This is a genomic window from Microbacterium flavum, assembly GCF_018717645.1.
Taxonomy (GTDB): domain Bacteria; phylum Actinomycetota; class Actinomycetes; order Actinomycetales; family Microbacteriaceae; genus Microbacterium; species Microbacterium flavum.
On the sequence record NZ_JAFLHG010000012.1, the window covers coordinates 93,533 to 119,837 of the forward strand.

Here is a 26,305-nt window from a genome sequence, read left to right on the forward strand (position 1 = left end):
GCGCCATGGCCCGCAGAATCGTGCATCAGCTCGTCGACGATCTCGACGGCACCGTCCTGGAGCCCGGCTCCGGCGAGACCGTCCTGTTCTCCCTCGACGGCACCGCCTACGAGATCGACCTGACGGAGGAGAACGCGTCGGCCCTCCGCGACGCGCTCGCGCCGTTCATCGGTGCCGCCCGCTCGGTGTCGGCGCGGGCGGGCGGAGGCGCGCGCAGCGGCGGGGGCGCCCCTTCGCGTTCGCAAGGCGCCCAGGCCGCGCGGCGATCCGGCCAGCGCGACTACGCCCCGGTTCGGGAATGGGCGGCGCAGAACGGCTACACCGTCTCGGAGCGGGGCCGCGTACCGGCCTCGGTCCTCGAGGCGTACGACGCCGCCCACTGACCTCCGGAGCGTGCGGTATGGTTGTGTGGTCTGACCACTAAGGAGACCTCATGCGCTTCGTCCGCACCCCCGCACGCGCCCTCCTGGTCGCCGCGGCGATCGGCTCACTGGTGCTCACCGGCTGCAGCTCGACCCCGGGCCCCGCGCCGAGCACATCCTCGTCGTCCTCCACGCCCGCGGTCGCCGCGCCCGCAGGAGCCGACGGATACGGCATCCCGTCCGGGACCGGGGCGGTCAGCATCGACCTGTGGACGGACCTGTCCTGCCCCTACTGCCGTCAGCTCGAAGAGGTCGCCGGCAGCGTGATCACCGACGCGGTGGCATCCGGCGCGGCGACGCTCACCATCCATCCGCTGAACTTCGTCAGCACGAAGCACGGCGACACGACCGCCTGGTCGACGCGCGGCGCGAACGCCCTCGCGGCCGCCCTCGATGCCGGCGACGCCGACGCGATCCCGGCCCTCTACGCCGCGCTCCAGCAGCATCAGACGATGGCTGACGGCCAGTCCCACCCGACGGATGAGGACGTCCTCGCTTTCGCCGCCGAGGCGGGGGTCACCTCCGACATCGCAGACGCCGTCACGTCGCAGCGCTTCGCGGACTGGGTGGATGCCTCGAACGAGTACTGGCTCGGCCGCACCATCGCCGGCACCGACCAGGTCGTGAAGGGCGTGCCGGTCCTCGTCGTGAACGGCACGGTCGTCGACGTGTCGGCGCCCGACGTCCCGGGGACCCTCCAGAAGCTCATCGCGGGGTCCTGAGCCTCCGCGGGTCGCGGCCCGGCTCAGGCCTCGGCACCCAGGCGCCGCAGCAGGAGGACCTGCGCGGCGATCATCCGCTCGAGCTCGGCCGGGTCGACCGACTCGTCGGAGGCGTGGATGCGGGCATGCTCGGTGTCCTGCGCACCCCACAGCACCACGGAGGCCGACGGCGAGCACCTCAGCAGTGAGGCGACGAGCGGGATCGACCCGCCCGACCCGATCTGCTCGACCTCCGCGCCGTACACCTCCCGGAGCGCCTCCTCGGCCGCATGGATCGCGGGGGCGTCGGTGTCGGCCTGGAAGTTGCTCCCCGCCTTGACGCGGGCGACCTCCACTCTGCAGTTCCACGGCGCCTGCGCGCGGAGGTGGCTCATGAGCGCGTCCAGCTGCGCCTCCGGGTCGGTGCCGGGCGCGATCCGCAGCGACAGGCGCGCCTTGACGGACGGGATGAGGACGTTCCCTCCTTCGGCGGTGGAGGGGACGTCCATTCCGATGACGGTGACGGAGGGCCGCGCCCAGACCCGGTCGCTGAGCGAGCCCGTCCCGAGGTAGTCGACGCCGTCGAGGATCGCGGAGCCCTGCCGGTAGATGGCCTCGTCCATGTGGGCGCCGGACCAGTCGTGGCTCTCGACGCCGGGGATCACGGTGTCGCCGTTGTCGTCGTGCAGGCCGTCGAGGATTCGGATCATCGCGGTCATGGCATCCGGCGCCGCTCCCCCGAACAGGCCCGAGTGCACGGGTGCCGACAGGGTCGAGACGGTCAGCGTGCAGGAGACGTCGCCGCGCATCGCCGTGGTGAGGGCGGGCCGGTTCACCGCCTGCGGGCCGACGTCAGCGATGACCGCGACGTCGAAGCGGAACCGGTCGGGGTTCGACTCGACGAACCCCTCGAGGTGGGAGATCGTCTCCTCCTCCCCCTCGACGAGGACCTGGATGTGACAGGGCGGATTCTTCGCGAGCTGCGCGATCGTGGCGTAGTGCATCGCGAGGCCCGACTTGTCGTCGGCCGCGCCGCGGCCGTAGATGCGCCCGTCGTCCTTCGTCGTCGCCGTCCACGGGTCGCTCGTCCACCCCTGGCTCTCGGCCGCGGGCTGGACGTCGTAGTGGGCGTAGAGGAGGACGGTCGGCGATCCCTCCGGGCCCTCGATCTCCGCGACGACGGCGGGGTAGCCACCGGGGATCTCCTGCAGGCGGGCGGTGGTGGCCCCGGCATCCCGCAGCATGTCGATCACCGCCTGCGCCATCTCGTGCACGGGCTTCTCGGGGAAGCCGGGGAAGGCGATGGAGGGGATGCCGATCAGCTGCGCGTGCCGCGCCAAGACGTCGGGCATGAGCTCCTTCGTCGCGGCGATGATCTCGGTGACGTCGGTCATGGCGGGTCCTTTCAGGAGGTCAGCGGATGACGAGGGACATGAGCAGGCCGGCGGCGACCGCCGAGACCCACGAGACGAGCATCGGGATCGTGAACGAGTGCCAGATCGGAACCGAGCTGAGGCGGGTGGACCCGGTGCGGTCGGTCTCCACAGCGGCGATCTGCGAGCCATTCGCGGGGAAGAGCCACACGCCGACGAGCGAGGGCCACATCGCCGTGATGACGCCGATCGGCATGCCGGCGGCCAGCGCGATCGGGACGATGGTGTTCGTCGTGGCGGACTGGCTGGTCGTGAGACCGGCCATGACGAAGAGGGCGACCGCGAGGAGGATCGGCACCGCAGTCACGAGGTCGCCGAGCGGATCGACGATGGTCGTCTTGTTGGCCGAGATGAACGTGTCGGCCATCCAGGCGATGCCGAACAGGGCGATCGCCGCGACGATGCCGGAGGAGAGCAGCGGCTGCTTCATGACGTCGGCGGGCGGGACCTTGCGGACGAGGATGATGACGAGCGCCGCCGTGAACATGAACATCTCGATGACCGGCGACATCCCGATCGCGACGAGGTCTCCGTCGGCGTTCGGGAATGCGGGGCGGAGGGCCGGGAACAGACCCATGAGGACGACCGCGATGATGGCGACGACGAAGATCCAGGCCGAGACCGCGCCGCCCGGAGGGACCTCGTGGAGGATCTTCTCGCTGCCGGCGGGAACCGCCGCCGCAGCCTTCTTCGCCTGACGCGCCGCCTTCCCGTGCGGCGCGCCGCCTGCCACCGCCTCGGCACGGGCGGTCTGCTGGGCGACGAGCACCGCCGGCATCTCGACCTTGCCTGCCTCGACGCGCTTCAGGAACTCGGGGTCGTCGAGGAGCTCCTTGCCGATGCGCTGCTGCACGAACGAGGTCACGAGGCACGCGACGATCGCCGCGGGGATCGTGATGGACAGGATCTGCACGAGCGAGAACGGCGAGGCGAGCACGAGGTAGGCCGCCATCGCCGCCGAGACCGGGGATGCCGTGATGCCGAGCGCGCTCGTGACCGTCGCCGCGGCGAGCGAGCGCTCGGGGCGCTGACCGTTGCGGTACGCGGTCTCGTAGATGACGGGGATGAGCGCGAAGAAGATGTTCGAGGTGCCGGCGAGGGCGGTGAAGGCGAACGCCACGAGCGGGGCGACGTAGGTGAGGCGGCTCGGGTTCGCCTGGATGATGCGCGAGGCGATCGACACGAGGTAGTCGATGCCGCCCGCCGCCTGCATCGCCGAGGCGGCGGTGATCACGGCGATGACGATGAAGAAGGCATCCACCGGCGGCGAGCCGGGTGCCAGGCGGAACACGAAGATGAGGACGAGCGTGCCCGCGACGCCCCAGAGACCGAGTCCGATGCCGCCGGTGCGGACACCCATGACGATCGCGCCGAGGACCACGGCGGCCTGGAGGATGACGAGCAAGACGTCCATCGATGCAGCTCCCGTCGTCGGCCTTCATCGGCCGGTCACCGGCCGGATTCGACCTTCTCCGACGCTATTGGTCCACGCCGCGGGCGGCAAGGGAGGGTGCCGCGGGGTGGGATTCGGGGCGGTTCTGGGCGTGATGGGGCTTGTTGGAGGCCTGCGGTGATGTCGGAGCCCGTACGTAGCGTGCCTTCATGGGCGGTCGGTCGGTGCGGGAAGCGAGCGGTTGCGAGGGCGCCGCGGATGCCTGCGTGCTGTGCGGCGAGGCCACTGCCGTTCCGTCACCGCTGTCGTCTCCGGCTCCGGCCGGTGACGGCGGGCGAGTGTGCCCGGTCTGCGGATGGCGCGCCGGCGACAGCCCCGATGCCGACCTGCCGCGCCCCCGCGTCGAGGTCGTCTACTACCTGCGGTGGGATGCGCGGGTGAAGATCGGGACGACGGCCGATCCGCGTCGGCGGCTGGCGGTGATCTGGCATCACGAGCTGCTCGCCTTCGAGCCCGGCGGCCGGGCGCTCGAGCGCGCTCGGCACGAGCAGTTCGCCCACCTGCGCGAAGGCGGCGAGTGGTTCCGCGCCGACCCCGAGCTGCGGGAGCACGCCGCCGCCCTCGCGTCGGGCATCCCGCCGTGGCACAGCTATGCGCGGTGGGTGGCCGACGCGCTGCGGCGCAACGTCAGTTGAGGGGCGCTCCGGCGCTGAGTGAAGGTCGCACCCCGGCCGCCGGCAGGATGATGCGGTCGATGATGTCGATCGAGAACGCGCGGTCGATGGGCAGCTGGAGCATGAGAGTGCGATATGACGCCATCGCGGGGCCGATCATACACAGGGTGTCGACATCGACATCGGACGCGATCTCGCCGCGATCCATCGCTCGCCCGAAGATGATCCGGTTGGCGGCGGCGCGCGGCTCGACGAGCGCCGCTTGAGCGGCTGCGGCGAGGTCGGGGTCGCGCGCGATCATCGAGACGATACCTGCCATCACCTTGAGCTTGCGCTCGCTCTGCGCGAGGGTGGGCGATTTCACCATCGCGACGAGGTCGCCGCGAAGCGTGCCGGTGTCCGGCGGCGACGCGAGGTCGGTGTCCGACGACTTCATGCACGCGACGGCATCGAGGACGAGCTCGGGCTTGGATGCCCAGCGCCGGTAGAGGGTGGCCTTGCCGGCCTTGGCTCGAGCAGCGACCATGTCGATCGTCATGCCGTCATAGCCGGTCTCGGCGAGCACGTCGAGTGCGGCTTCCAGGATCTCGGGGTCGCGGGTATGGTCGCGCTTGCGCCCAAGCCGGGGCTTCCCGGCATCAGCGAGCTGCGTCATCGCCCTCGCCTCCTTCTCGTTTCGCGCGCAACGTTACCAGCCGGTAAATTCCTATACGCGGGATATCCGGAACTCAACAGTACCGTATATGGTATCTCCCATGTCTTCCTCGACCGGCGTCTCGACGCCTCCCGCCGCGCCCGCGCCGACCGATCGGCGCCACTGGATCACCCTGGTCGTGGTCGGCCTCGCTCAGCTGATGGTCGTTCTCGATGCGACCGTCGTGAACATCGCTCTCCCGTCCGCTCAAGCCGACCTGGGCTTCACGGACGGCCAGCGCCAGTGGATCATCACCGCCTACTCACTCGCGTTCGGCAGCTTGCTTCTGCTCGGCGGGCGCCTCTCCGACCTGATGGGACGCAAGCGCACCTTCATCATCGGGCTCGTCGGGTTCGCCGCCGCGTCGGCGTTGGGTGGGGCCGCACCGACGTTCGAAGTGCTCGTCGCCACCCGCGCGCTGCAGGGCGCCTTCGGGGCACTGCTCGCCCCCACCGCCCTCGCGGTTCTCACGACGACCTTCACGATCCCGAAGGAGCGTGCGCGCGCCTTCGGCGTGTTCGGCGCGATCGCCGGCGCCGGCGGAGCGGTGGGGCTGCTGCTCGGCGGCGTCCTCACCGAATGGCTCGACTGGCGCTGGAACCTGTACATCAATGTGTTCATCGCGGCGTTGGCGCTCGTCGGAGCGTTCCTGTACGTCCCGCACATCGCGCGTACCGGTCCGCGTCCGAAGCTCGACGTTCCCGGCACCCTGCTGATCTCGGGCGGACTGTTCGGGCTCGTGTACGGCTTCTCGAACGCCGAGACCGACGGCTGGGACTCGCCGCTCACGTGGGGGATGCTCGCGGCCGCTGCGGTGCTGATCGCCGGATTCGTGCTCTGGCAGACTCGGGCATCGCACCCGTTGCTGCCCCTGCAGATCGTGCTCGATCGCAATCGCGGTGCCGCCTACCTCTCGGTGATGATCGCCGGCGCGGGCATGTTCGGAATCTTCCTCTTCGTCACGTACTACCTGCAGTTGACGCTGGGGTACACGCCGATCCGGACCGGTCTCGCGTTCTTGCCGATGATCGCGATGCTCGTGCTCGCCGCCCAGCTGGGCACGAATATCTTCATCCCGCGATTCGGCCCCAAGATCTTGGTGCCGATCGGCATGACCCTGGGTGTCATCGCGATGATCTGGCTGACGTCCTTGGATGCCTCGAGCGTGTACGTGGCGAACGTGATGCCGCCGCTCATGCTCATGGGCTTCGCGATGGGCACGATCATGCCCGCGTCGATGCAGACCGCCACGCTCGGCGTCGACCGGCACTTCGCCGGCGTCGCCTCAGCAATGGTCAACACGAGCCAGCAGGTCGGCGGGTCGATCGGCACAGCGCTGCTCAACACGCTCGCCGCCACGGCAATGGCGGACTACCTGGCTGCGCACACGCCCATCACACCCGCGGTCGGTGTGGACGCTGCCTTGGCGAGCTACGCGACGGCATATTGGTGGGGCGCGGGATTCTTCGCCATCGGGGCCGTGATGTCGGCGCTGCTGTTCCGTCGGCGCGGTCAGGGGCTGTCGCTGTCGCACGGGACCCCGCACACCGGCGACGAATCCGGAGACGACACGCAGCCGGCGGTGATCGCGCACTGAATCCCCGCAAAGCTCAGCGGGAGGCGGACGCCCCCGCAAAGCTCAGCGGGAGGCGGACGCAAGGCCCTCCCCGCGCGTAGGCTCCGCAGCGTGGCCACCCTCGATGACATCCGCGCGATCGTCGCGGGTCTTCGCAGCAGCGAAGAGCGGGCGACGACCGGCGGCGCTGCGTGGTTCGTGCGGGGAAAGCCGTTCGCGTGGGAGTGCCACCCGTGGCCGAGCATCCCCGCCGACATGCGCGAGATCGTCGCGACCCAGCTCGTCGTCGGCGTGAAGGTCGCCGACAAAGTGGACGCGCTCGCGCTCGTCGAGATAGCGCCCGAGGTCTTCCTGCGCACGACGACCCCGTGGAGCGAGCCGAAGGTCGCGTTCCGTATGGCGGAGGTCGACCTCGACCATCTCGCCGAGCTCGTGACCGAGGCGTGGCGTGTGCAGGCGCCGCGGTACCTGCGGCGCGAGTTCGACGGCGAGGATGCCTGACGCAGGTCGAGGACGGTCTCCATCGTCAGCGCCGGAGCGGCCGCGGCCGCGTCAGTGCGAGAGCCGCGGTGAGCGCGAGACCCCACAGCAGGAAGAGTGGGTCCCACAGGAAGGCGTGGCCGATCATCGCGGACTCGTCGTAGCCGTCGTCGGTGCGGATGACGCCGGACAGGACGGCGATCGCCACCACCATGTTCACGCCGCCGTAGACGATCAGACCGACTCCCCCGATCCAGCTCACGCCACGCCAGAACCGTGCCGCGCGGAGCCGCCCGTACTCGACCAGGAGCGGGATCCCTGCCGCCGCCAGCTTCGCCAGCGCGACGGCGCCGAGGGCGAGCGCGCTGAGGAGTGGCGCCGACGCGGCGATATCGACCGCCCACGACCCGACGGTCGCGAGCAGTCAGCGGCCGCCAGCGCCCAGTAGGCGCTGGCGGCGGCGTGCACGCTCCCGAAGACGGCCGCTGCCCAGAACAGCATCCGCCCCGATGCGCTGCTGGGGCGCTCGCGTGCTCATGCAGTCGACGCTATCGATGCGAGCGCGGAGCGCGGCGGGGTCGACGCGAACCGGGACCCCGCCGCCGCTCGTCAGCCCTTGACCGCTCCGACGGTCATGCCTGCGATCACCTGACGCTGGAAGAGCGCGTAGATGATGAGCTGAGGAATCAGCACGAGCGTCGCGGCAGCCATCATCCCGCCGTAGTCAACGGTGTACTGGCCCTGGAACCGCGAGACGGCGAGCGAGACGGTGACCATGTCGGGATCGTTGATGAGAATCGACGCGAACGGGAACTCGTTGAAGACGTAGACGACGTTGAAGATCAGGATCGTCGCGATGACGGGACGCATGAGAGGGAGCACGACGGTCCAGCACAGCTTCCACAACCCGACGCCATCGATGATCGCCGCCTCTTCGATCTCCGCGGGGAACTCTCGCAGGAATCCGGTCATCAGCAGGATGTTGAAGGGGATCGTCACGGCGATGTACGGGAGGATGAGCGCCCAGTACGTGCCGAAGAGGCCGAGTGCGAGGTCCAGACGGTAGACGGGGAACAGCAGGATGTAGACCGGAACCGCAAGCCCCGCCAGCAGGTACAGACGAATCGAGGACTGTGCGCGCCGGCGGTGGAAGACCATCCTCGTCAGAGCGAACGCGGCCATGAACGATATCGCTGTGCCGACAGTGACGGACACGACAGCGATGAAGATCGTGTTGCCGTACATGCGCAGGAGGGGAAGCGCGGCGATCGCGTTGAGGTAGTTGTCGATCGTGAGGGCGTCAAACGAGAAGGGATCCCCCAGGATCTTCGCGCTGGGCTGGAAGGAGAGCAGCACGATCCACAGCAGGGGCAGCACGATGAGGAACGTCACGAGATAGGCGATGATCCCGACCCCGAGCCCGACGCGCCGGCGAGATCGCGGCTCCGTCCGACGTGTCGTCAGCGAGGTCATGCGGCTGTCTCCTTGCGGCGGGCGGCGAACAGGTATCCCGCAGAGACGACGGCGCCGAGGACCGTGATGACGACGGCGAGGGCCATGCCGTATCCGTACTGCTGATTGGTGAAGGTGACGAAGTACATGTAGCTGACGAGCGTCTCCGATCGGTGCACAGGCCCGCCACCGGTGAGCATGTAGACGAGTTCGAAGATCTTGAAGATGTTGGTGATCATGAGGATCGTCACGATCGCGAAGGTCTCGCGCATCATCGGGATCTTGATGTGCCAGATCTGCTGCCAGCCCGTCGCACCGTCGAGTGCGCTCGCCTCCAGGACGTCGCCGGGCAGGAGCTGGAGCCCCGCGTAGAAGATCGTCATGGCGAAGCCGATGCTGCTCCAGATGAAGACCACCGACACCGAGATCGGCGTGAGGTAGTCCCCGCCGATCCACTGGACGGGAGGGATGCCGAAGGCCGCGAGAGTCCGGTTGAGCAGACCGATCTTCGGGTCGAGGATGAACACCCAGATGAGACCGACGAGGATCGGCGCGATGATCGCGGGACCGAAGACGAGCGCCCGGAGGATGCCGCGACCCGCGATCGCCCGCTGCAGCAGGAGCGCCAGCGCGAACGAGGATGGGATGAGGATCGCGAGGCTCACCACGAGGATGACGACCGTGTTCTGCAGCGACTGCCAGAAGAACTGGTCACCGACCAGGGCCGCGTAGTTGTCGAACCCGATCCACGTCGGGGCTCCGAAGCCCTGGAACCGACTGAAACTGAAGATGCCGGAGTAGACGACCGGATAGAGGACGAACATCGTGAAGACGATGAGCGCCGGAGCGAGCATGAGGAGAATCTTCCAGCGGGTGCTGATCCAGACCATGTGCGTGCGTGCCTTCGAGATGAGGGATGAGCGAGAGGGGGCCGCGAGGACGTGCGGCCCCCTTCGCGGTCACTGACGGTTGCTGTCGAATGCCTTCTGGACGAGCTCCAGCGCGGCCTTCGGGGTGAGCTGACCCTGGATGACTCCGTAGATGCTGTCGTACATGGCGTTGGCGACGGGGGTCGGAACGAGCAGGTCGGGCTGCGACTGCGGGCTCGTGACGCCGTCGGCGGTCGCCGCATCCAGCGCGGCCTTGAGCGCGCTCTGCGTCGTGGCATCCACATTCGCCTGGAACGTCGTCACGGGCGGCTGGCCGTTGTCGACGAGGATCTGCTGCGCCTCGTCGCTGTAGTAGAAGGCGAGGAACTTCTTGACCGCCGCGAGCTTCTTCTCGTCGTTGGCCACCTTGTGGTCGACTGCGAACGGCGCTGAAGCGACGTTCATGATGATGTTCTGCTCCCCGACGCCGTCGGAGAAGCGCGGCCCCTGCCAGAACGCGATGTTCGATGCGACGTCGGACTGCTGGATCGCGTTGGAGGCCCACACGCCGGCGTCGAGCATCGCCGCCTTGCCGCTCGTGAACTGGTCGACCGCCTGCTGGTACGTCTGGGTCGACACATTGGACGGGAAGGCGCCCGCCTTGCGGAGCTCGTCGATGTGCTCATACAGACGGAGGAAGTCGTCATTCGTGTACGCGACGGACCCGTCGAGGAGGCCGTCGACCTTGTCGCCGTATCCGAAGCGCTCGAGCATCGTCAGGAACGACCACACGCTGAACGACGACTGGTTGGCACCGTTCGAGATCGTCGTGACGCCCTTCTCATTCAGCGCCTTCGCCGCCGCGAGCAGATCGTCGTAGCTCTTCGGCATCTCGATGCCGTTATCCGCGAGGATCTTCTTGTTGACCCAGAGCCCCGTGAGGAGCCCCTGGTAGGGCACGCCGTAGATCACATCGCCGGCGGAGAAGTTCTTGACGGTGCTCTCCGGGAAGGAGTCCGTGAGCTGCAGCTCGTCGAGCACGGGAGCGAGGTTCAGCAGCAGGCCGGACTCCTGCATCTGCTCCGCGTTCGACTTGTAGACCCAGAAGATGTCGGGCAGCGTGTCGCTCTGCGCGGCGATCGACAGCTTCTGCAGGTGTTCGGCGACGGCCTCACCCGACACGTTGACGGTGACGTCGGGGTTGGCCTTCTCGAATGCCTCGACGATCGCCCACGTCGCCGGGTCGGCCGTCTTCACGTCGGGGTTCTGCATCGAGAGGGTGATCTCGGTCTTGCCGTCGGCACCGGCGTCGCTCGACCCGCCGCAGCCGGCGAGGACGAGCACGGATGCCGAGGCGGCGGCGGCCGCGAGGACGATACGCCCCCACGGCGTTCGGGCTGCTGTGCGTCGCACGTTCATCTCCTTTGATGGGGTGTCTGCCACGGCAGACTCACTAATCTATCGAAACGTTTGCGGGAAACGTTTGTCTCACGGTAAGGGCCCATGCCGCGGGTGTCAAGCAACCGTCGGCGCAAACGCCTCCGTGGACTCCCGGAGCTGCAGATCCTGATGCAGACGGACCGTCCGGGGACTCGTGTCGGGCGCCTCCAGGCGCTCCATCAGCAGGCGGACCGCCGCGACGCCCATGTCGAAGGCGGGCTGGCGCACGGTCGTCAGCCGAGGCTGGAAGAGGTCGGGGTAGTCGAAGCCGTCGAAAGTGGCGAAGGCCACGTCCGCCGGGGTCTTTCGGTCGAGGTCTTCCAGCGCGCGCAGGCCGGCGGCGGCGAGGGGGGTGCTGCAGGCGATGACCGCCGTGGCCACTCCCTGGGCGAGGGCGCGCGCGATGGGCTCCCCGAGTGAGGAACGGTCGACCCCCGTGATGATCTGCTGATCGTCTGCGGACACGTGCGCGTCACGGACCCCGTCGAAGAATCCGTCGAGCCGCTCCTCCAGGACGGGCACCCGCACATCGCCCGCGATCACGAGGAACCGGCGGTGGCCGCGGGCCGCCAGATGGCGCACGAGGGTGCGCATCGAATCGCGGTTGTCGGCCCCCACCTGATCGAAGGGCTGGTCTCGATAGAGCCGGTCCAGCAGGACGACGGGCGCCTTCTCGTGCTGCAGATCCGCGAGCAGCGGCGGCGCGGCGTCTGCGGCGCACGCGAGGATCACCCCGTCGACGCGGCGCTCGAGAAGGGTCCGCACGGCGCGCCTCTCCCGTTCCGGGTCCTCCGCCGAGTTCGCCAGCAGCAGGGTGAGCCCGCGCACGGCCGCCTCCTGCTCGACGCCGTGCACCATCTCCGCGAAGGCCGGCTCGCCGGCATCGGAGACCACGAGCCCGATGCTGTCGGTCTTCGACCGTCGCATGGCGCGGGCCAGCGTGTCCTGGCGGTATCCGGTCTGCTCGATCGCGGCGAGCACGCGTGCGCGCGTCGGAGGCTCGACGTTGCGCGTGCCGTTGAGCACGTGAGACACGGTCGAGATCGACACACCCGCAGCCCGTGCCACATCCACCATCGTTGCCATTGCGCAGCTCCATTGCCTGAGATCGGGGATCGTTTGCGCAAACCTACACCATGCGGCGAACTTCCCGCGATCAGCGGGCTCAGAGGGATGGTCGCCCGCGGATCTTGCGCGAATCGGGTCGCGGGAGCTATCTTCATCCAGACAAACGTTTCGATGCCGATTCGGTATCAACGACCGCCCCATCGATGGGGCAGAGGAGTGGACGATGACGACCCCATCCCCGCGGCCGACAGGCCTGCTCGGCGACCTCACTCAGGCGCGCAGCGCACGCACGGCGCGCGTGTCGAGCTTCGATCAGACCGGGCGCAACAGGGACAACTGGATCATCATGCCGGGCGAGGAGCGCACCCTCGCCGACATCGAGGGACCCGGGTTCATCACCCACATCTGGATGACGCAGTCCTGCCGCATCCAGCCCGGTCCGGGCCAGATCGACCCCCACGTCGTGGGTGTGCCGATGCTGGAGATCCACAATGCGCTCGGGGTGAGCTGGGAGGTGGTCGACCCGGACTACTACCGCAAGGTGGTCCTCAAGATGTACTGGGACGACCAGGAGACGCCCAGCGTGGTCGCGCCCCTGGGCGACTTCTTCGGCCTCATGAACTCGCTGTCAGGGTCATACGAATCGCTCCCCCTCTCGGTGTCGGCCAAAGAGCCCGAGCTGCACACGTTCGGCGGGAGCGCGGCGTTCAACAGCTATTTCCGGATGCCGTTCGGCACACGCGCGCGCATCGTCGTGGAGAACCAGAACGACATCCCCTACCTGCAGTACTTCTACATCGACTACGAACTGGTTCGAGAACCGCTCCCCGATGACACGGTCTTCTTCCACGCGCATTGGCGGCGCGCGCTGCCGACACAGGGATGGGGGCCCGATCTGCAGTCGAACAGCATCGAGACCACCGTTCCGAATCTCGACGGCAAGGACAACTACGTCGCGCTCGAGACGGAGGGGCGGGGGCATTACGTCGGCTGCTCGCTCGCTGTGCGCCACTTCCAGGGGTCGTGGTGGGGCGAGGGCGACGACATGATCTTCATCGATGACGACACCTGGCCGCCGAGCCTGCACGGCACCGGAATGGAGGACTATTTCGGGCATGCGTGGGGCATGCAGCACAATGCCTACCTGTTCAACGGCACCAGCGTGCACGAGGAGGACGTCCCCGGGTTCCACCACAGCTACCGATTCCACCTCGCCGATCCGATCCGCTTCGAGAAGCGGATCCGGGTGACGTTCGAACACGGACACGGCAACCACCTCTCCGACGAGTGGTCATCGACCGCGTACTGGTATCAGACGCTCCCCTCCCCCGTGCTCGAGATCCCGCCCGTCGACGAGCGGCTGCCGTTGCGCCCGATCGATCGGGTCATCACCGCACCACTCCCTCCTCTCAGCGACGATCAGCGCACGGCACGTGAAGCGGCGGCACGTCGGATGGAGGACTTCGTCGCCAAGCGCGACGAGATGCGCGCCGAGCGTCGCGCCCAGATCGACGAGTGGGAGCACGGAAACATCCAGATCGCTCGCGATGTGCGTCGCCGCTACGACGAGAGCGAGGGCTGAGCGTGCGACCCCTGCTCCACTTCACGGCGGAATCGGGATGGATCAACGATCCGCACGGCATCACGTATATCGATGGCCAGTACCACGCGTTCTTCCAGTACGTCCCGGGGAAGACCGTCTGGGCGCCCAACTGCCACTGGGGGCACGCGGTCGGAGCCGACCTGCTCTCCCTCCGCGAACTGCCCGTCGCGATCGCGCCCGGTGAGGGTGACGGCGGCATCTGGACGGGATCGCTGGTTCGAACCGACGACGGCGCCGCTCGCATCTTCTACACGTCGACGTCGGAGCCGAACATCGGCATCGGCCGCATTCGGGTGGCGACCCCGCTCGACGACGATTGGATCGCCTGGCGCAAAGGTGACGTGGTCGCCGATGCTCCCGACGAGCTCGACATCATCGCGTACCGCGACCCGTTCGTGCGCCGCGACGGCGATCGGTGGCGGATGTTCGTGGGGGCAGGTCTCCGAGACGGCACGGCCACGGCGCTGTCGTACGTGTCCGACGACCTGGAGTCTTGGCGCTACGAGGGCATCGCTCTGGCGCGCTCGACCGACGAGACCGAGCCCGTATGGATGGGCGCGCTGTGGGAGTGTCCCCAGATCCTCGAGGTCGACGGCCGGTCGGTCATGGTGTCGTCCATCTGGGACGACGACGTGCTCCATCACGCCGGCTACGCCATCGGCGATGAGGAGAACGGCGTCTTCGCGGCGGAGACCTGGGGGCGACTCACCTACGGCGACAGCTATTACGCCCCCTCGCTCTTCTTCGACGCTGACGGCAGACCGTGCCTGCTGTTCTGGATGCGCGGGATCGGCGGCGCGAGCGACGGCTGGGCGAGCGCCCACAGTCTGCCCCACGTGCTCTCGCTCCGCGACGGGCAGGTGTGGACAACGCCCCACGAGGACCTCCTCGGGCACCGCGGCCCGCGCTCCGTCGACGGCACGACGCCGCGGCCGATGGCCGACATCGAGTGGGATGCAGGGGGCGACGGCCAGCTGGAGATCACTGTCGGTGGAGTCCCCGCGGCATCCCTGCGTATCGAGGGAGCTGAGGTCGCGGTCACGGTGGGGGGCGTCACCACTACGGTCCCCGCCGCGGGTGATCTGCGCATCGTGATTGACGGGCCTGTTCTCGAGGTCTCGACGGGGGTTGCGCTCTTCGGCGCACGCCTCACCGTCGACGACGCCCAGCTCACGACGAATGCGACCGCGGGGACGCTGCGTGTCTACCCGCTCGCGTAGGCGCGGGGGTATCGCCGGCGAGGCATCCGGCGACATCGCCGACGCAGGCACGTCGCGGCGTGCCGCGTCGGCGCTCTCGATGAGCAGACGCGCCTTCCTCGGCGTGGCCGCGGTGGCGGCGGGGGGATCGGTCGTCTGGTGCCTCGTCGACGGCCCTGATGCCGCCCCGGCCTCCGCCGCGACGAACATCGAGGCTCCCACCGCCGGCCATGGCGACATCGTCGGCGTGCTCTGAGCGCCCCGCTCGCCGGCATCCGCTCACCACAGACCCCGACCTCGTCATACGACCGATCGACAGGACACCACCCCATGACCACCGTTTATGACGTCACCACGTTCAGCGCAAGCGTCTCGCCCTACACCGACATCGGAACAGTGATCAACGAGATCATCGCCGATATCAAGGCGCAACAGACCAGCCAGACGACGCGGCCCGGAGCGGTCATCTACATTCCGCCCGGGCACTACGACCTCAGAACCCGGGTCGTGATCGACATCAGCTATCTGCAGATCAAGGGATCCGGCCACGGCTTCCAGTCGCTTGCGATTCGTGATGAGAGCCCGACCGGCGGCTGGGCAGACACCCTGCCCGGTGGCAGTCACATCCAGATGAAAAACACGGACGGCACTACGACCGCCTTCCTTGTCCAGCGATCCGGGAGCCCTGCAATCGTGGGGCGCATCAACTCGGTCGAGTTTCGAGACTTCGTGATCGACGGGGTCTCGGCATCCAAGCCCTACCTTCCGGGGAGCGGGAAGGTAGGCATCTCGATCCAGTCCGACAACGACTCGATCCGCATCGAGGGAATGGGATTCGTCTATCTCTCGACAGCCATGAGCGTGCGAGGGGCGGATGCCGCGTGGGTGACGGGCAATTTCGTCGCCGAGTGCGGCACCTGTCTGGAGCTGACGGGCGCGTCGCAGGTCGTCCGGGTCAGCAACAACTTCTTGATCAGCGCATGGGCTGGCGCTTCCGTCTTCGCGGAGAACGCGGAGGGACTGCTCGTGCAGGGCAACACGCTCGTCTGGCACGGATCGATTCGACTGGTGAACAGCCAGCGGTGCGCCATCACGGGCAACAAGTTCGTCAGCTCGTGGGCAGGAATGGTGATTCTCGAGTCCGGCAGCGGGGAGAACCTGGTCGCTGCCAATCAGTTCACGCGCGTCGACACGGAGAGCAGCAACGACAACGGCCGAGATGACCTGTTCGGGATGATCCAGATCTCCGGGTCGAACAACAGCGTGCTGTCCAACCACATGTCGTACAACGTTGCCGGCCCGCTTCGGCGACCGAGCGGGGCGACTCCGACTCTGATCCTCGTGAAGTCGGGCGATCGTAACGTGATCAATGGGAACACCCTCGTGGCCAATGTGGCCGCCTCCGTCGTGCTCGACGCATCGACGACGAACACGAAGGTCATCTACACCACGACCGCCGCGCAACTGCAAGCCTTCACCGCGAGCTTCGCCCACGTTCCCATGCCCTGACGGTGCGGCGCGGGGCGGTCGGGCCCCACGTGCGCTTGCCCGACGCGGGCGGACCTGGGCCGGGGCGCACCCATGAGGAGGGCAGGATGACATGGCCATCCTTCCCATCCCCCTGGAGGGATTCGAACACGTTTTGAGCATTCTGCATAGCGACGCAGAACGACGAAATCCGCGGAATTACGCGGGTTTTTCGGAGCGCTCCGGCATTCAGCGACGTCCGAAAACAGCCAGTTGGAAATGGAATGTGGGCAAAAAGCGGGCAAGAGTCACCAGTGCTGGTGCGGTGCTCAGGCGTATGCCGAAAACGAATGCGGGCAAGAACGAATTCGGCCTGCGCAAACTGCGCCTGATTTGAGCAGTTTGCTCGCTCTGACGCGATCTGTCGAGCAGAGTGCAGAAATGGCTTTCGTTGCTTCAGATTGTCGTCAGCGCCCGACCGAGGGGCCAGACGGCGACGGCGGGCCGAGGTGCGGATGGGTCAGTTCCTCTTCGTCCGCCCGCATGCGGTTGTACGTCTCGCGCGCGATCAGGTCGTCAGCGAGGCCGGATTCGCGTGCGCGAGCCATCATGCGCGTCGCCGTGCTGACGCTCACACTGAGCTGTTCCGAGACGAGTTTGAGGGGAGCCAGGTTCACGGTCGTTGCGATTCGGTAGAGCCGCACCGCCTCGCGAACCGTCTCTTCGTAGGTGCGGTCGGTGCGGGACCTCACCTCCGTGAGGTACTGGCTGAGGGACTCGGCCTTGCCGCTCTCACGGGTCACGGTGACCACGCGCATCGACGAGTAGGCGACGAGGTACTGCACGCGCACTTCGCGCAGCGCCGCGGCGGTCGCCTCGTCGCCCTCCCCCGCGCGGTCGAGGCGGACGGATGCGGCCGCGGTGCGCCGGAGCTGCTTGTCGAACACCACATGAAGCCGGATGACTCCCGCGACGTTCGGCTCACCGGTGGCGACGGCATCCCACGCCGTGGGGATGCTCACGCCGTCGCCGACGTCGATCCGCTCGCCGTCGATGACCTCGATCTCAACGTCGCTCATGCCACGAGCCTGGCACGGTTCCCGGCTGGTGAGCAATACATGTCGCGGATTGCTCACGACAGGAGTACGGTGTGGGCAAGTGATGACACGCATTGCTCACCGAGGAGAAGGACATGAACAATTCAAGCAACTCACTCGCCCTGACGATGAAGGATGCCGCCAAGCTCGTCGGCGTGGACTACCGCACCATCAAGCTCGGCATCGAGAGTGGAACCATCCCCACGATCCAGCTCGGCCCGCGCCGGATGATCCCTCGCATCCCCCTGCTGCGAGTATTCGGGATCAACCCCTGAAGCTGGTGACGCGGTCGCTGCCCAATCCAGCTGTTCAGACTCTGTCGTTCGCCCGCTAGAATATGACTCAGTAGTCCTATTCTGAGGCGGTGTTGCAATGGCGGATGCGGGAACACTGGTGCGCGCGGCTCGAAAGAGTCGCGGTCTAACTCAGCAGCGCCTGGCGGAGCGCACTCGCATCGATCAGGCGCGGGTGTCGCGTTCCGAGCGCGGGCGGGGTGCTGAGTTCAGCACCGTCGCGCGGCTGCTCGCGGGCGCGGGGCACCGACTGTACTCGGCACCGACTCAACGCGGCGACGCGGCGACGGCCGCGGCCGAGATCCGTGGGCATCTCCGCTTGGGCGACCGGGAGCGCGCCCTGCGCGCTCTGCTGCAGTTGAACGACGACCTCGTCGCCGAGCACGGACTCGTCCGTGGGGTGCTGGGTCTGGCCGAACCGGAACCCACCCGCGATCCGGTGTGGGATGCCGCCATCGCCGGACTCGTCGCATGGCGACTTCGAGAGGAAGGGCTCCCGGTTCCGGAGTGGGTGAACCGGCCTGCACGCTTTCTCACCGCGCCCCGAGGCCTCGATGTCGATCCGTCCGACCCCGTGCCGCCGCTCACTGAGGTGCCCGACGCGTTAGCTGAGCGCGGGGTGCTCGTCTGGCGTGACACGTTCACGAGCGTGTGACCATGGCGACGGTGCTGGATCGTGCAGACATCATCGGCGGGCTCCGCGACCTCGTCGCCGAACTTCGAACGGCTGGCGAGGTGGCCCGCATCCGACTCGTGGGTGGCGCAGCCCTCGCGCTGCGATACTTCGACCGCGGCACGACGCAGGATCTCGACTCTCTGCGCATCCAGCCCGGGTCTGACGAGGCCGTGGCTGCTGCCGCCGCGCGCGTCGCGGACCGGCGAGGGTGGAATGCTACCTGGCTCAACTTCGCCGTCGAGCAGGCGGACGCCATCCCCGCGTTCGGTCGGCGGGCAGTCGAGTGGGAGTCGATCTACGACCACGACGGGATCGTCATCCAGGTCGCCGCGAAAGAGGCGATGCTCGCGATGAAGCTTCGCGCCAACCGTCCCGGACGCGACACGAACGACATCCGCCAACTGCTGAAACTCTGCGCGATCACCACCATCGAGGAAGCCGAGGATTTGTACGAGGACTTCTACCCTGGCGACCTACTCACCGATCGGGCGCTCGACATGGTCACGAGAATCCTCGACGCCGGGCTTCCAGACGATGTACCGTCACCAGGACCCATCAACCTCTGACCAAGTCGGCGCGGCCGACACCCGGGCGACTGTGCGCGGAGCGCGGTAGGCCGGGCTGACAGCGAACCCGAGGATCCGCATACGGGCATCGTTCGTTGGAGGGGCCTCGCGGACATGTCGATTTGCGGCGGCGTCGAGGCCAGTCTCGCGATCGAGTAGTTGCTGCCTCTTTGGCAGGATCTTGTCAGGGTTCGCTTCGCGGAGCGCCTGGGCAAACCGCCGCACGACCGGTGAGATCGCCACCGCGGTAACGCCAAGCGCGATCGCGACCATCGTCAAGCCGATTGTCCACGCAGGCATCGCGTCTGCGACAAGCAGAGCACTCAGACCGACGAGTTCGGCAAACACGAGCGTAACGGCCGCGATGAGCATGCTGTAGGCAGGCATGAATCCGGTGAGCACCCCCGACGCTCGACGTCGGCGACGCAGCCCGTCCTGTTCTGTTCAGTCCGCGAGAAGCGCGGTGACGGTGTTCTCGACGAGGTCGGTGATGGCGGCGGGGTCTGCGGGGGTGTAGAGCAGTTCGGCGGCGAGGCCTCCGGCGAAGGCGAGCAGAGCGCGGACGATCTGGGCGTCGCTAAGGCGGGCGTGGAGCTCTCCCTCGGTACGTCTCCACGCGCACAGTCGCTCGAGCTGAGAGCGGATGCCGTCGTTGCGGACGCGGATCGCGGCGGCGATGTCGTCGTCGAACGCTGCTTGGTCGGCGAACGCGGTGCCCACGACGACGGCGGCGCGGCGCTCGGCGTCCAGCGGCAGCGCGCCCAGAACGAGACGGGACAGCCACGTGCGCAGGTCGGGCTGCGCGGGCGGTCCCGCGGCCGTCTCGGTCGACTGCTCCGCGCGGCGGAGTGTGGCAGCGATCAATTCCCGCTTGGAAGTGAAGGCCTTCTGCACGGCGCCGAGTGACCAGCCCGATTCGCTCGCGACGGCGCGGAACGACAGTGCGGCCAGGCCGTCTCGTGCGACGATGCGCAGCGCGGCATCCGCCAATTCCTGCTCGCGATGTTCGGTCGCCACCGGCGCCTCCTGCACTTTGTCCGCTTCTTGACTCGAGAGAATACGGGTGTATGCTCGCTCCTGCCGAATACAAGTGTATTCAGCAGGAGCGTTCCAGTCAATGAGAGGCGAAACCGCCATGGACAACACACCCCGCCACCCGTGGTGGCTGCTGGTCGAGCTGACGGGCGGACTCGTCGTCGTACTTGGGGTCACCGGGACGCTCGCATACCTCGCGGGCGTGACCGGGTACGCCCCGCTCGCCTTCGGGCTCGCGCCGATCGCGCTCGCCCTGGTCGTCGGGCTCTCCCTCCGCCGCGCCTGGCGCCCGCTCGGGTTCTGCGCGGTACGTGGGACGAAAGCGGCGCTCATCGCCACGGTGTCGGTCGGAATTCTGCCCTTGTCCGCCGCCGCCGTTTCGGCCGGGTTCGGCGTGAGCGCGGGCGGCGCAGCCGGATTCATCGCCCTCGCGGTGCTCGTCGGCTTCGTCGAGGAGACGATCTTCCGCGGCATCCTGCTGCGAGCCTTCAGCGCCCGTGGTTCGGTCGCCGCGAACCTCATCACCTCGACCGCGTTCGCGGCAGCGCATACGATCACTGCGATCTCCCCCGACGCGGACAGCGGGCAGGTCGCTCGCACCGTCGCCTTCGCGTTCCTGTTCGGGATCGTCGCGGCGCTGCTCACCGACACCACAGGAAGTATCTGGCCCGCGATCATCCTCCACGCCGGCTTCGACAGCGTCGGCTTCATCCTCACCCCACTCTCTCCGGTCCTCACCGACCTCGTCAGCATCGGCGTCTGCGCCGCGCTGGCCGTACTGCTGGCAAATCTGCGCAGGCTCGCCCCTGCCGCGGCCACGCCGACACTCGACCGCTGACGCCGGCGAAGTGGCGGCCCCTCGACAACAGCATCCCGAAATCGGCGGTCCCCCCTCGAAACTCACATCGCCCTCCGGGAGCCCGGCTGTGTCACCGTCGCGAGGGTCGCTAGAGGTCCCACTCCAGACCGAGTGCTCGTCTCCACCGTCGGCTCCGCCGCCTCCCCAAAGGGCCCAGGGCAGCCGACGCCCAGCACGAAGCAGCCTACGGGCGCCGCTCGCCGCCACACGGACAGCGGCGCGGATCCGCTCGCCCGCCGCGAAACTGACAACCCGCGTTTAGCCCGCGACTCCCCAGCGCCACCGTGCTGGGGCAGTCGCGATCCCTTTGCGGGCGCTGCGCGTAAGCGGGACGACGCGGCCCAAGATCGTGCTTCTTCGGGCGCCGCCCGGACCGCGCCTGTGCGCGCGCGTTTGCATGGGCGAGTGATGGGAGGCCGGATGAGACGGTGCCATGGTGTCTCTGGAGCGCTGTGGAGTCGGGCGGTCACCGCGGCACGGCGAGAGCGTGCCGCGGTGGCTACGCCTACGAGACCGAGATGCTCCAGGTGACACCGAAGCGGTCGGTGAGCATGCCGAAGCCGGCGCTCCAGGCGGACGCGGCGAGCGGTTCGACGATCACGGCGTCGACGACGAGGTCGTTCCAGTAGCCCTGAAGTTCCTCGAGGCTGTCCGAGCTGATCGAGACGAACAGTGCCTGCTCGGTCACGGTGGTGTGGTTCTCACGCCGGGTGGTGCCTCCGCCGACGAGGCCTCCTCCTGCGGAGCCGGGAACGTCGTATCCCATGATGCGGAAGCCGTTCTCGGCAGCGACGAGCCCGAATACGATCTTGTCGGCTCCGGGTAGCTCGGCCGGCATGCCGAACGCGGCGTACGTGTTGGCGATGAGATGTCCACCGAAGACCGACTGGTAGAACTCGAGCGCCGCTCGGGCGTCGCCGCGGAAGTTCAGGTGGGTGGTCGCCTGGATGGTCATGCTTGCTCCTATTCGTCGAGGTGCGCCCTTCTGGCGCCCACAACATCGACGATTCACCATGTGTAGGTCTGTTTCGGTCCTAGACCTTGGTTAGTGTTCGATCATGTCCACGACCACCCGACTGCTGAATCTGCTGTCGCTGCTGCAGACCCGGCGCGACTGGCCGGGCTCGTTGCTTGCGGAGCGGCTCAAGATCAGCGACCGCACGGTGCGGCGCGACATCGAACGCCTCCGTGAGATGGGATATCGGATCGAGGCCACCATGGGCCCCGATGGCGGGTACCGGCTCGCCGCGGGCGCCGAACTGCCCCCGCTCCTGTTCGATGACGCTCAGGTCGTCGCTGTTGCCATCGCACTGCAGACCGCCACCGTTGTCGGCGCCGACCTCGACGAACCGGCGGCTCGGGCACTGACGACCATCCGGCAGGTCATGCCGTCGCGACTGCGGCACCGGCTCGATGCGCTCGAGATCGTCGCCGTCGTAGGACGGCCAGGCGGACCCGAGCCGACTGCAGTTCCCCTCGAGTTGCTCGTCGCGCTCGCCACCGCGATCCGCGACCGCGTCCTGCTGCGCTTCGACTATGCGCCGCGTCAGCAGACCGCCGATGTGCCCGCTCTCCTACGTCGCGTCGAGCCGCATCACCTCGTCAACGCTCAGGGACGCTGGTACCTTCTCGCCTGGGACATCGAGCGAGACGACTGGCGACTGTTCAGCGTCGAACGCATCACCCCGCGCACGCATACCGGATCGCACTTCCCACGCCGAGACGTCCCCGGCGGCGACATCGAAGAGTTCGTGTCGGCACGATTCAAAGGCTCGGACGTCAACGAATGGACCTGTCACGGGTCGGTGATCCTCGATCTGCCCATCGATTCCGTCCTCCCGTTCATCGGCGATGGGACCGCCCGGGAAGCGGGGGCAAGCCGGACCATCCTGGAATCCGGATCCTGGTCCTGGGGCTCCCTCGCCGCCTCCTTCGGCCGATTCGAAACACCGATGGAAGTCATCGGCCCGCCCGAGCTACGCGATGCCTTCGCGACCCTCGCAGACCGCTACAAGACGACCGCCACTGCGTGACATCGGATCCCTAACCGTGCACCGCGCGATGAGGGAGGGTCGCGAGCGGCCTCAATGTGGCGTGCCGGCGACAGGGGTCTGATTTGAAGGAGCGGCGGACGCGCACTATCAGCGCGCTGTGCGCTTCTCTACGACGGTCGCAAGCTGCGCGCGATCCCTGACGTGCAGCGTACTGAGGATTTTCGAGACGTAGTTGGCGACGGTCTTGGTGGACAGACCTAGTTCTGATGAGATCGCCGCGTTGGACAGGCCGTCAGCGACCAAGATGAGGACCTGCCGCTCCCGTAGGGTCAGTTCCGGAAAGTCCTCGGCCGTCGGCGAGAGCACGGGGATCGAGCCGAGATCGCGCATCTTCGATGCGATCGTGGAACCGAGAACGCTTGAGCCGGTGGCGACAGCGCGGATCGACGCGAGCACTTCGTCGGCGCTGGAGTCTTTGACGAGGTACGCGTTTGCCCCGGCGGCGAGGGCCCGTGAAACGCTGAGCGCATCTGCCGCCATGGTCAGCACGACGATCCGGCTGCCCGGGCATTTACGCACGGCCGCTCGCACAACCGACTCCCCGGGTGCGTCCGGAAGTCCCAGATCGACGACGACGACGTCCGGCGAGGCTTCGAAGACGACATCGGCTTCCGCAGCGGATGTCGCCTCGGCGACCACGGCGATTCCGGCCGAGGAGAGCAGGTTGCGCAGCCCTTCTCGGAACAGCGGGTGGTCCTCGATGATGCCGACGCTAAGCATCGCGGATCCCCGCGGATCCGAGTACCGCGGTCAGTTGGGAGCCATGTACGGACGAGGTGAACTCCATCCATCCTCCGTGCTTCTTCGCTCGGCGGCGGATGGAGGCGTGTCCGATCCCCTCCGTCGCGTTTGGGTCAGCGCTGCTCCCGTCATCGTCCACCGTGATCCGCACCCGTCTCTGCTGATCGATCCCTACCGTCACCGTGCACCTGCTCGCGATCGCATGGCGGCGCACGTTCGTCACGTCCTCTTGCACGATCCGGAGGATGTCGGGAAGCAACTCGTCGGGCACCGGTTGGCAGATCAGGCTGATGTCCAGCTGGTCGTCCTCTGTGCGCAGCCGGTCCTCCAAGATCGCCTCCAGCCGTGTTCCGCTGAGTTCCTCAGAGCGCAGGTCGTAGGAGATCTCGCGCACTCGTCGCACCAGCGCTCGGATCCCCGCCTCGATGGAGATCAGCATCGCCTCGACCGTCGGCGTCGGGCCGTGGAGATTGTGCGCTGCGGCTCTCGCGGTGTAGCCCAAGCCGGCCAGGGCGGGGCCGAGCTCATCGTGGAGGTCGGCATGAAGCCGCCGACGTTCGTCCGCCCGAGCGGTCTCGAGGCGGCTCCGCGCCTCCTCTGCTTCCCGGGCCGCAAACGCTCCCCGCAGGGCCGGGGCGGCGGTAACCGAGATGCGGTCGAGGATGAGCCAGTCGCGCCGTGTCAACACGCTCTCGCCCGCGCGGGGAGCGAGCTGGATCTCCGCCACCCGCTCGCCGTCGAAGTCCACTTCGCACCGCTCGGTGGTGGCCGCTTCGCCACCCTGGTGCGCGAGTGACTCGCCGCTGACGAGAACTTCGACCGCCGGAACACCCAGGGCCTCGCGGATGGTCACGGCCACAGCATCTGCAACATGACCGGGGTCGGGCGAGGATGCCAACCGCCCCGGGAGAGCGGCCAAGGGACGCTGCGGGCCGCGCGAGTAGGCGAGCGCGGTGCCGGCCCGGAGAAACAGTACGCCGCTCGGCAGCACGATCGCGCACGCTGCAGCGGCGGCCCACGCGGTGCCGGCCACGCCCAGAACAGCGATGTAGGTCGCCGCGGCGACAAGGAAGAGACTCACGAGCCGCACATGCTCGCAACTCGGTCCCCTTGCGTGCGTCTGGGGGTCGGGTTGGCGCAACGGTCTAGATGTTCAGCACGCCGTTATGTGCCTGATCCGTGGAGGGTGGAGCCATGGTGTCCAGGTCTTCCATGAGGTGGATGGACGCGTACATGGCGGGTCGGATGCGCCCAGCGTCGTCGTAGACGCGGATGGAGCGGCGGAGCCGGCCCTGCGGGTAGTGCGGGTGGGTGAAGGACACGTCGACACGGGTGTGTGGCCACTCGCCGTCGACTTCGACGAGAGGATTTGCGAGGCCGCGCACGAGAGGACCGACGCTGCCATCTGCGCCATGCCAGTAATCGGCGAGGTGCTCGAACTCGCGTAACACGGACATCACAGCAGCCTCTTTGTCTGCCTCGGTCAACCGGACCCATGCCCAGGGGACGAGGGCATGTGCAGGGGGTCTGCCGGGAGAACGCGGCGCTGCCGTTTCCATCGCCGTAAGGAGGTCTTGATCGTTGAAGTGCTCGGCGTCGCGCGCGGACACGCGTATCTCGTCGGGTAGCTGCTCACCGAGGGAGATGACGATGTAGCTGTAGATGTAGTTCCGGCCGCCCCGCGCCACGCCCTTCGTTTCGGGTGCACCATCGTGAACGACTACGCGAGCGGATCCACCGTGATCGAGGACGAACGCGGTCACTCCCTCGACCGTGATCGCTCGGGCCCGTCCGTTGGGTTGCAGAACGGTCACCTGCTGAGATTCGCGCCACGCGCCCTGATCGTCAGGGTTGGGCAGGTTGCTTGCCGTCAACCACAGTCCGTGTCTCGTCGACCCGCTCGCGTGTCGAGCGGTGAGGCCCGTGAACCGGGTGAGTCGACCATCGGCGGCAATATGCACGGCGGCGGCCAGGCCGTCCGGTAGCGTGGCGTCCTCAGACTCTTCCGGGCGATAGAACACCCACGCCCCGGTCGGGGCACCCATCACTGTGACAGACACCGCGCGCAGCCCGACATCTAGGTCCGGCCACGACACGATCACATCCTCCGCGCCCAGCGATCGGATGACGGCTACCGGGTGCTCGGTGCTCACCACGATCCGCGCACGTTTAGCGCCGACCTCCAACCAAGCGGGCTCGTCGCATCTCACAAGTTCAGCGTCTCAGACCGTCCACGAGATGTGCGGGGGGACTCGCATGATCGCGGCGAACGCTGACGGGTTGCTGAGCGCGCGCCTGCGGTCGAGCGGGCTAGTTTGCTTGGATCAATTCAGAGTCAGTAGGACGTTGATCATGATCACGAGGTATCCAATCAGCGGGATTGACACTAGACGCTATGAGTGGTTGAGCCTGAGGCCTCCGCTCGCGTAGACCGTGGGTTGCGAGCCGGTCTTCCGGCTTCGCCTATCCACATACGTGAGGGAGGCCCCAGTTGATATCTGAGCGTACGAGTG

At 67.6% G+C, this 26,305-nt stretch carries 30 protein-coding genes; 15 read left to right on the forward strand and 15 right to left on the reverse strand.

What is annotated here, in order from left to right:
- The first annotated feature begins 5 nt into the window (after positions 1–5).
- Both J0P97_RS12940 and J0P97_RS12945 read left to right on the forward strand, forming a co-directional pair.
- Positions 6–383 (forward strand): histone-like nucleoid-structuring protein Lsr2, encoded by a 378-nt coding sequence (locus J0P97_RS12940; RefSeq protein ID WP_215488203.1) that lies wholly within the window; start codon positions 6–8, stop codon positions 381–383.
- Between the two features lie 50 nt (positions 384–433).
- A complete protein-coding gene (locus tag J0P97_RS12945) occupies positions 434–1,144 on the forward strand; it encodes a DsbA family protein (RefSeq protein ID WP_215488204.1) in 711 nt (236 codons plus the stop codon).
- Between the two features lie 23 nt (positions 1,145–1,167).
- Here J0P97_RS12945 and J0P97_RS12950 read toward each other — a convergent pair whose 3' ends face one another.
- Both J0P97_RS12950 and J0P97_RS12955 read right to left on the reverse strand, forming a co-directional pair.
- Positions 1,168–2,517, reverse strand: coding sequence for a M20/M25/M40 family metallo-hydrolase (locus J0P97_RS12950; RefSeq protein WP_215488205.1), 1,350 nt, complete (start codon positions 2,515–2,517; stop codon positions 1,168–1,170).
- Between the two features lie 19 nt (positions 2,518–2,536).
- On the reverse strand, positions 2,537–3,970 hold the full coding sequence (locus J0P97_RS12955; protein WP_215488206.1) for an anaerobic C4-dicarboxylate transporter family protein: 1,434 nt from the start codon (positions 3,968–3,970) through the stop codon (positions 2,537–2,539).
- A 188-nt stretch (positions 3,971–4,158) separates the two neighbouring features.
- On the opposite strand from J0P97_RS12955, the gene J0P97_RS12960 reads away from it, so the two are divergent.
- Entirely contained in the window at positions 4,159–4,644 is a 486-nt protein-coding gene (locus J0P97_RS12960; RefSeq protein ID WP_215488207.1) for a GIY-YIG nuclease family protein, read from the forward strand.
- On the opposite strand, the gene J0P97_RS12965 is transcribed toward J0P97_RS12960, so the two are convergent.
- Positions 4,637–5,278, reverse strand: a complete 642-nt coding sequence (locus J0P97_RS12965; protein WP_215488208.1) for a TetR/AcrR family transcriptional regulator — start codon at positions 5,276–5,278, stop codon at positions 4,637–4,639. The two genes, J0P97_RS12960 and J0P97_RS12965, sit on opposite strands and share 8 nt — an antisense overlap.
- Before the next feature lie 100 nt (positions 5,279–5,378).
- Here J0P97_RS12965 and J0P97_RS12970 point away from each other — a divergent pair, with 100 nt between their 5' ends.
- Both J0P97_RS12970 and J0P97_RS12975 read left to right on the forward strand, forming a co-directional pair.
- Positions 5,379–6,914: an MFS transporter gene (locus J0P97_RS12970; RefSeq protein WP_246540422.1), complete on the forward strand. Its 1,536-nt coding sequence runs from the start codon at positions 5,379–5,381 to the stop codon at positions 6,912–6,914.
- 90 nt (positions 6,915–7,004) lie between these two features.
- The gene (locus J0P97_RS12975) at positions 7,005–7,394 is read left to right on the forward strand and encodes a hypothetical protein (protein WP_215488210.1); all 390 of its coding nucleotides are present in this window, start codon (positions 7,005–7,007) and stop codon (positions 7,392–7,394) included.
- Positions 7,395–7,419: 25 nt separating this feature from the next.
- Here J0P97_RS12975 and J0P97_RS12980 read toward each other — a convergent pair whose 3' ends face one another.
- The 5 genes from J0P97_RS12980 to J0P97_RS13000 form a co-directional block, all read right to left on the reverse strand.
- Positions 7,420–7,797: a DUF3995 domain-containing protein gene (locus J0P97_RS12980; protein ID WP_246540471.1), complete on the reverse strand. Its 378-nt coding sequence runs from the start codon at positions 7,795–7,797 to the stop codon at positions 7,420–7,422.
- A 185-nt stretch (positions 7,798–7,982) separates the two neighbouring features.
- Positions 7,983–8,846 carry a carbohydrate ABC transporter permease gene (locus J0P97_RS12985; RefSeq protein WP_215488211.1) on the reverse strand — a complete coding sequence of 288 codons (864 nt, stop codon included), beginning with the start codon at positions 8,844–8,846 and terminating at the stop codon, positions 7,983–7,985.
- Positions 8,843–9,715, reverse strand: coding sequence for a carbohydrate ABC transporter permease (locus J0P97_RS12990; RefSeq protein WP_215488212.1), 873 nt, complete (start codon positions 9,713–9,715; stop codon positions 8,843–8,845). Before J0P97_RS12990 ends, J0P97_RS12985 begins: the two co-directional genes overlap by 4 nt.
- A gap of 69 nt (positions 9,716–9,784) precedes the next feature.
- Positions 9,785–11,107, reverse strand: coding sequence for an ABC transporter substrate-binding protein (locus J0P97_RS12995; RefSeq protein ID WP_215488213.1), 1,323 nt, complete (start codon positions 11,105–11,107; stop codon positions 9,785–9,787).
- A 102-nt stretch (positions 11,108–11,209) separates the two neighbouring features.
- A complete protein-coding gene (locus J0P97_RS13000; protein ID WP_215488214.1) occupies positions 11,210–12,220 on the reverse strand; it encodes a LacI family DNA-binding transcriptional regulator in 1,011 nt (336 codons plus the stop codon).
- A gap of 205 nt (positions 12,221–12,425) precedes the next feature.
- On the opposite strand from J0P97_RS13000, the gene J0P97_RS13005 reads away from it, so the two are divergent.
- The 5 genes from J0P97_RS13005 (at position 12,426) to J0P97_RS13025 (ending at position 16,868) form a co-directional block, all read left to right on the forward strand.
- Positions 12,426–13,784: a glycoside hydrolase family 172 protein gene (locus J0P97_RS13005; RefSeq protein WP_215488215.1), complete on the forward strand. Its 1,359-nt coding sequence runs from the start codon at positions 12,426–12,428 to the stop codon at positions 13,782–13,784.
- Between the two features lie 2 nt (positions 13,785–13,786).
- Positions 13,787–15,025, forward strand: coding sequence for a glycoside hydrolase family 32 protein (locus tag J0P97_RS13010; RefSeq protein ID WP_215488216.1), 1,239 nt, complete (start codon positions 13,787–13,789; stop codon positions 15,023–15,025).
- A gap of 79 nt (positions 15,026–15,104) precedes the next feature.
- The gene (locus J0P97_RS13015; RefSeq protein WP_215488217.1) at positions 15,105–15,260 is read left to right on the forward strand and encodes a hypothetical protein; all 156 of its coding nucleotides are present in this window, start codon (positions 15,105–15,107) and stop codon (positions 15,258–15,260) included.
- Between the two features lie 140 nt (positions 15,261–15,400).
- On the forward strand, positions 15,401–16,513 hold the full coding sequence (locus tag J0P97_RS13020; protein ID WP_308163566.1) for a right-handed parallel beta-helix repeat-containing protein: 1,113 nt from the start codon (positions 15,401–15,403) through the stop codon (positions 16,511–16,513).
- Between the two features lie 91 nt (positions 16,514–16,604).
- Positions 16,605–16,868, forward strand: coding sequence for a hypothetical protein (locus tag J0P97_RS13025; RefSeq protein WP_215488219.1), 264 nt, complete (start codon positions 16,605–16,607; stop codon positions 16,866–16,868).
- Between the two features lie 70 nt (positions 16,869–16,938).
- On the opposite strand, the gene J0P97_RS13030 is transcribed toward J0P97_RS13025, so the two are convergent.
- Positions 16,939–17,550 carry a hypothetical protein gene (locus J0P97_RS13030; RefSeq protein WP_215488220.1) on the reverse strand — a complete coding sequence of 204 codons (612 nt, stop codon included), beginning with the start codon at positions 17,548–17,550 and terminating at the stop codon, positions 16,939–16,941.
- Between the two features lie 113 nt (positions 17,551–17,663).
- Between J0P97_RS13030 and J0P97_RS13035 the strand changes: the two genes are divergently transcribed.
- The 3 genes from J0P97_RS13035 (at position 17,664) to J0P97_RS13045 (ending at position 19,103) form a co-directional block, all read left to right on the forward strand.
- Positions 17,664–17,843: a MerR family transcriptional regulator gene (locus tag J0P97_RS13035; protein ID WP_229935109.1), complete on the forward strand. Its 180-nt coding sequence runs from the start codon at positions 17,664–17,666 to the stop codon at positions 17,841–17,843.
- Positions 17,844–17,940: 97 nt separating this feature from the next.
- Complete coding sequence (locus J0P97_RS13040) at positions 17,941–18,516, forward strand: helix-turn-helix domain-containing protein (protein ID WP_215488221.1); 576 nt, start codon at positions 17,941–17,943, stop codon at positions 18,514–18,516.
- Between the two features lie 2 nt (positions 18,517–18,518).
- Positions 18,519–19,103 (forward strand): hypothetical protein, encoded by a 585-nt coding sequence (locus J0P97_RS13045; protein WP_215488222.1) that lies wholly within the window; start codon positions 18,519–18,521, stop codon positions 19,101–19,103.
- Here J0P97_RS13045 and J0P97_RS13050 read toward each other — a convergent pair.
- Together J0P97_RS13050 and J0P97_RS13055 are read right to left on the reverse strand one after the other, a co-directional pair.
- Positions 19,080–19,505 (reverse strand): hypothetical protein, encoded by a 426-nt coding sequence (locus J0P97_RS13050; protein ID WP_215488223.1) that lies wholly within the window; start codon positions 19,503–19,505, stop codon positions 19,080–19,082. The genes J0P97_RS13045 and J0P97_RS13050 overlap by 24 nt on opposite strands.
- A gap of 42 nt (positions 19,506–19,547) precedes the next feature.
- The gene (locus tag J0P97_RS13055) at positions 19,548–20,120 is read right to left on the reverse strand and encodes a TetR family transcriptional regulator C-terminal domain-containing protein (protein ID WP_215488224.1); all 573 of its coding nucleotides are present in this window, start codon (positions 20,118–20,120) and stop codon (positions 19,548–19,550) included.
- A gap of 118 nt (positions 20,121–20,238) precedes the next feature.
- Here J0P97_RS13055 and J0P97_RS13060 point away from each other — a divergent pair, with 118 nt between their 5' ends.
- Positions 20,239–20,976, forward strand: coding sequence for a CPBP family intramembrane glutamic endopeptidase (locus tag J0P97_RS13060; RefSeq protein WP_215488225.1), 738 nt, complete (start codon positions 20,239–20,241; stop codon positions 20,974–20,976).
- A gap of 526 nt (positions 20,977–21,502) precedes the next feature.
- Here J0P97_RS13060 and J0P97_RS13065 read toward each other — a convergent pair.
- Positions 21,503–21,952 (reverse strand): VOC family protein, encoded by a 450-nt coding sequence (locus J0P97_RS13065; protein ID WP_215488226.1) that lies wholly within the window; start codon positions 21,950–21,952, stop codon positions 21,503–21,505.
- 103 nt (positions 21,953–22,055) lie between these two features.
- Between J0P97_RS13065 and J0P97_RS13070 the strand changes: the two genes are divergently transcribed.
- Positions 22,056–23,030 carry a helix-turn-helix transcriptional regulator gene (locus tag J0P97_RS13070; RefSeq protein WP_215488227.1) on the forward strand — a complete coding sequence of 325 codons (975 nt, stop codon included), beginning with the start codon at positions 22,056–22,058 and terminating at the stop codon, positions 23,028–23,030.
- A gap of 108 nt (positions 23,031–23,138) precedes the next feature.
- Here the strand turns inward: J0P97_RS13070 and J0P97_RS13075 are convergent, their stop codons facing one another.
- The 3 genes from J0P97_RS13075 to J0P97_RS13085 form a co-directional block, all read right to left on the reverse strand.
- Positions 23,139–23,771 (reverse strand): response regulator, encoded by a 633-nt coding sequence (locus tag J0P97_RS13075; protein ID WP_215488228.1) that lies wholly within the window; start codon positions 23,769–23,771, stop codon positions 23,139–23,141.
- Positions 23,764–24,873, reverse strand: a complete 1,110-nt coding sequence (locus tag J0P97_RS15950; RefSeq protein WP_215488229.1) for a sensor histidine kinase — start codon at positions 24,871–24,873, stop codon at positions 23,764–23,766. Before J0P97_RS15950 ends, J0P97_RS13075 begins: the two co-directional genes overlap by 8 nt.
- A 64-nt stretch (positions 24,874–24,937) precedes the next feature.
- Entirely contained in the window at positions 24,938–25,945 is a 1,008-nt protein-coding gene (locus J0P97_RS13085) for a hypothetical protein (protein ID WP_215488230.1), read from the reverse strand.
- Positions 25,946–26,305 lie beyond the last annotated feature (360 nt).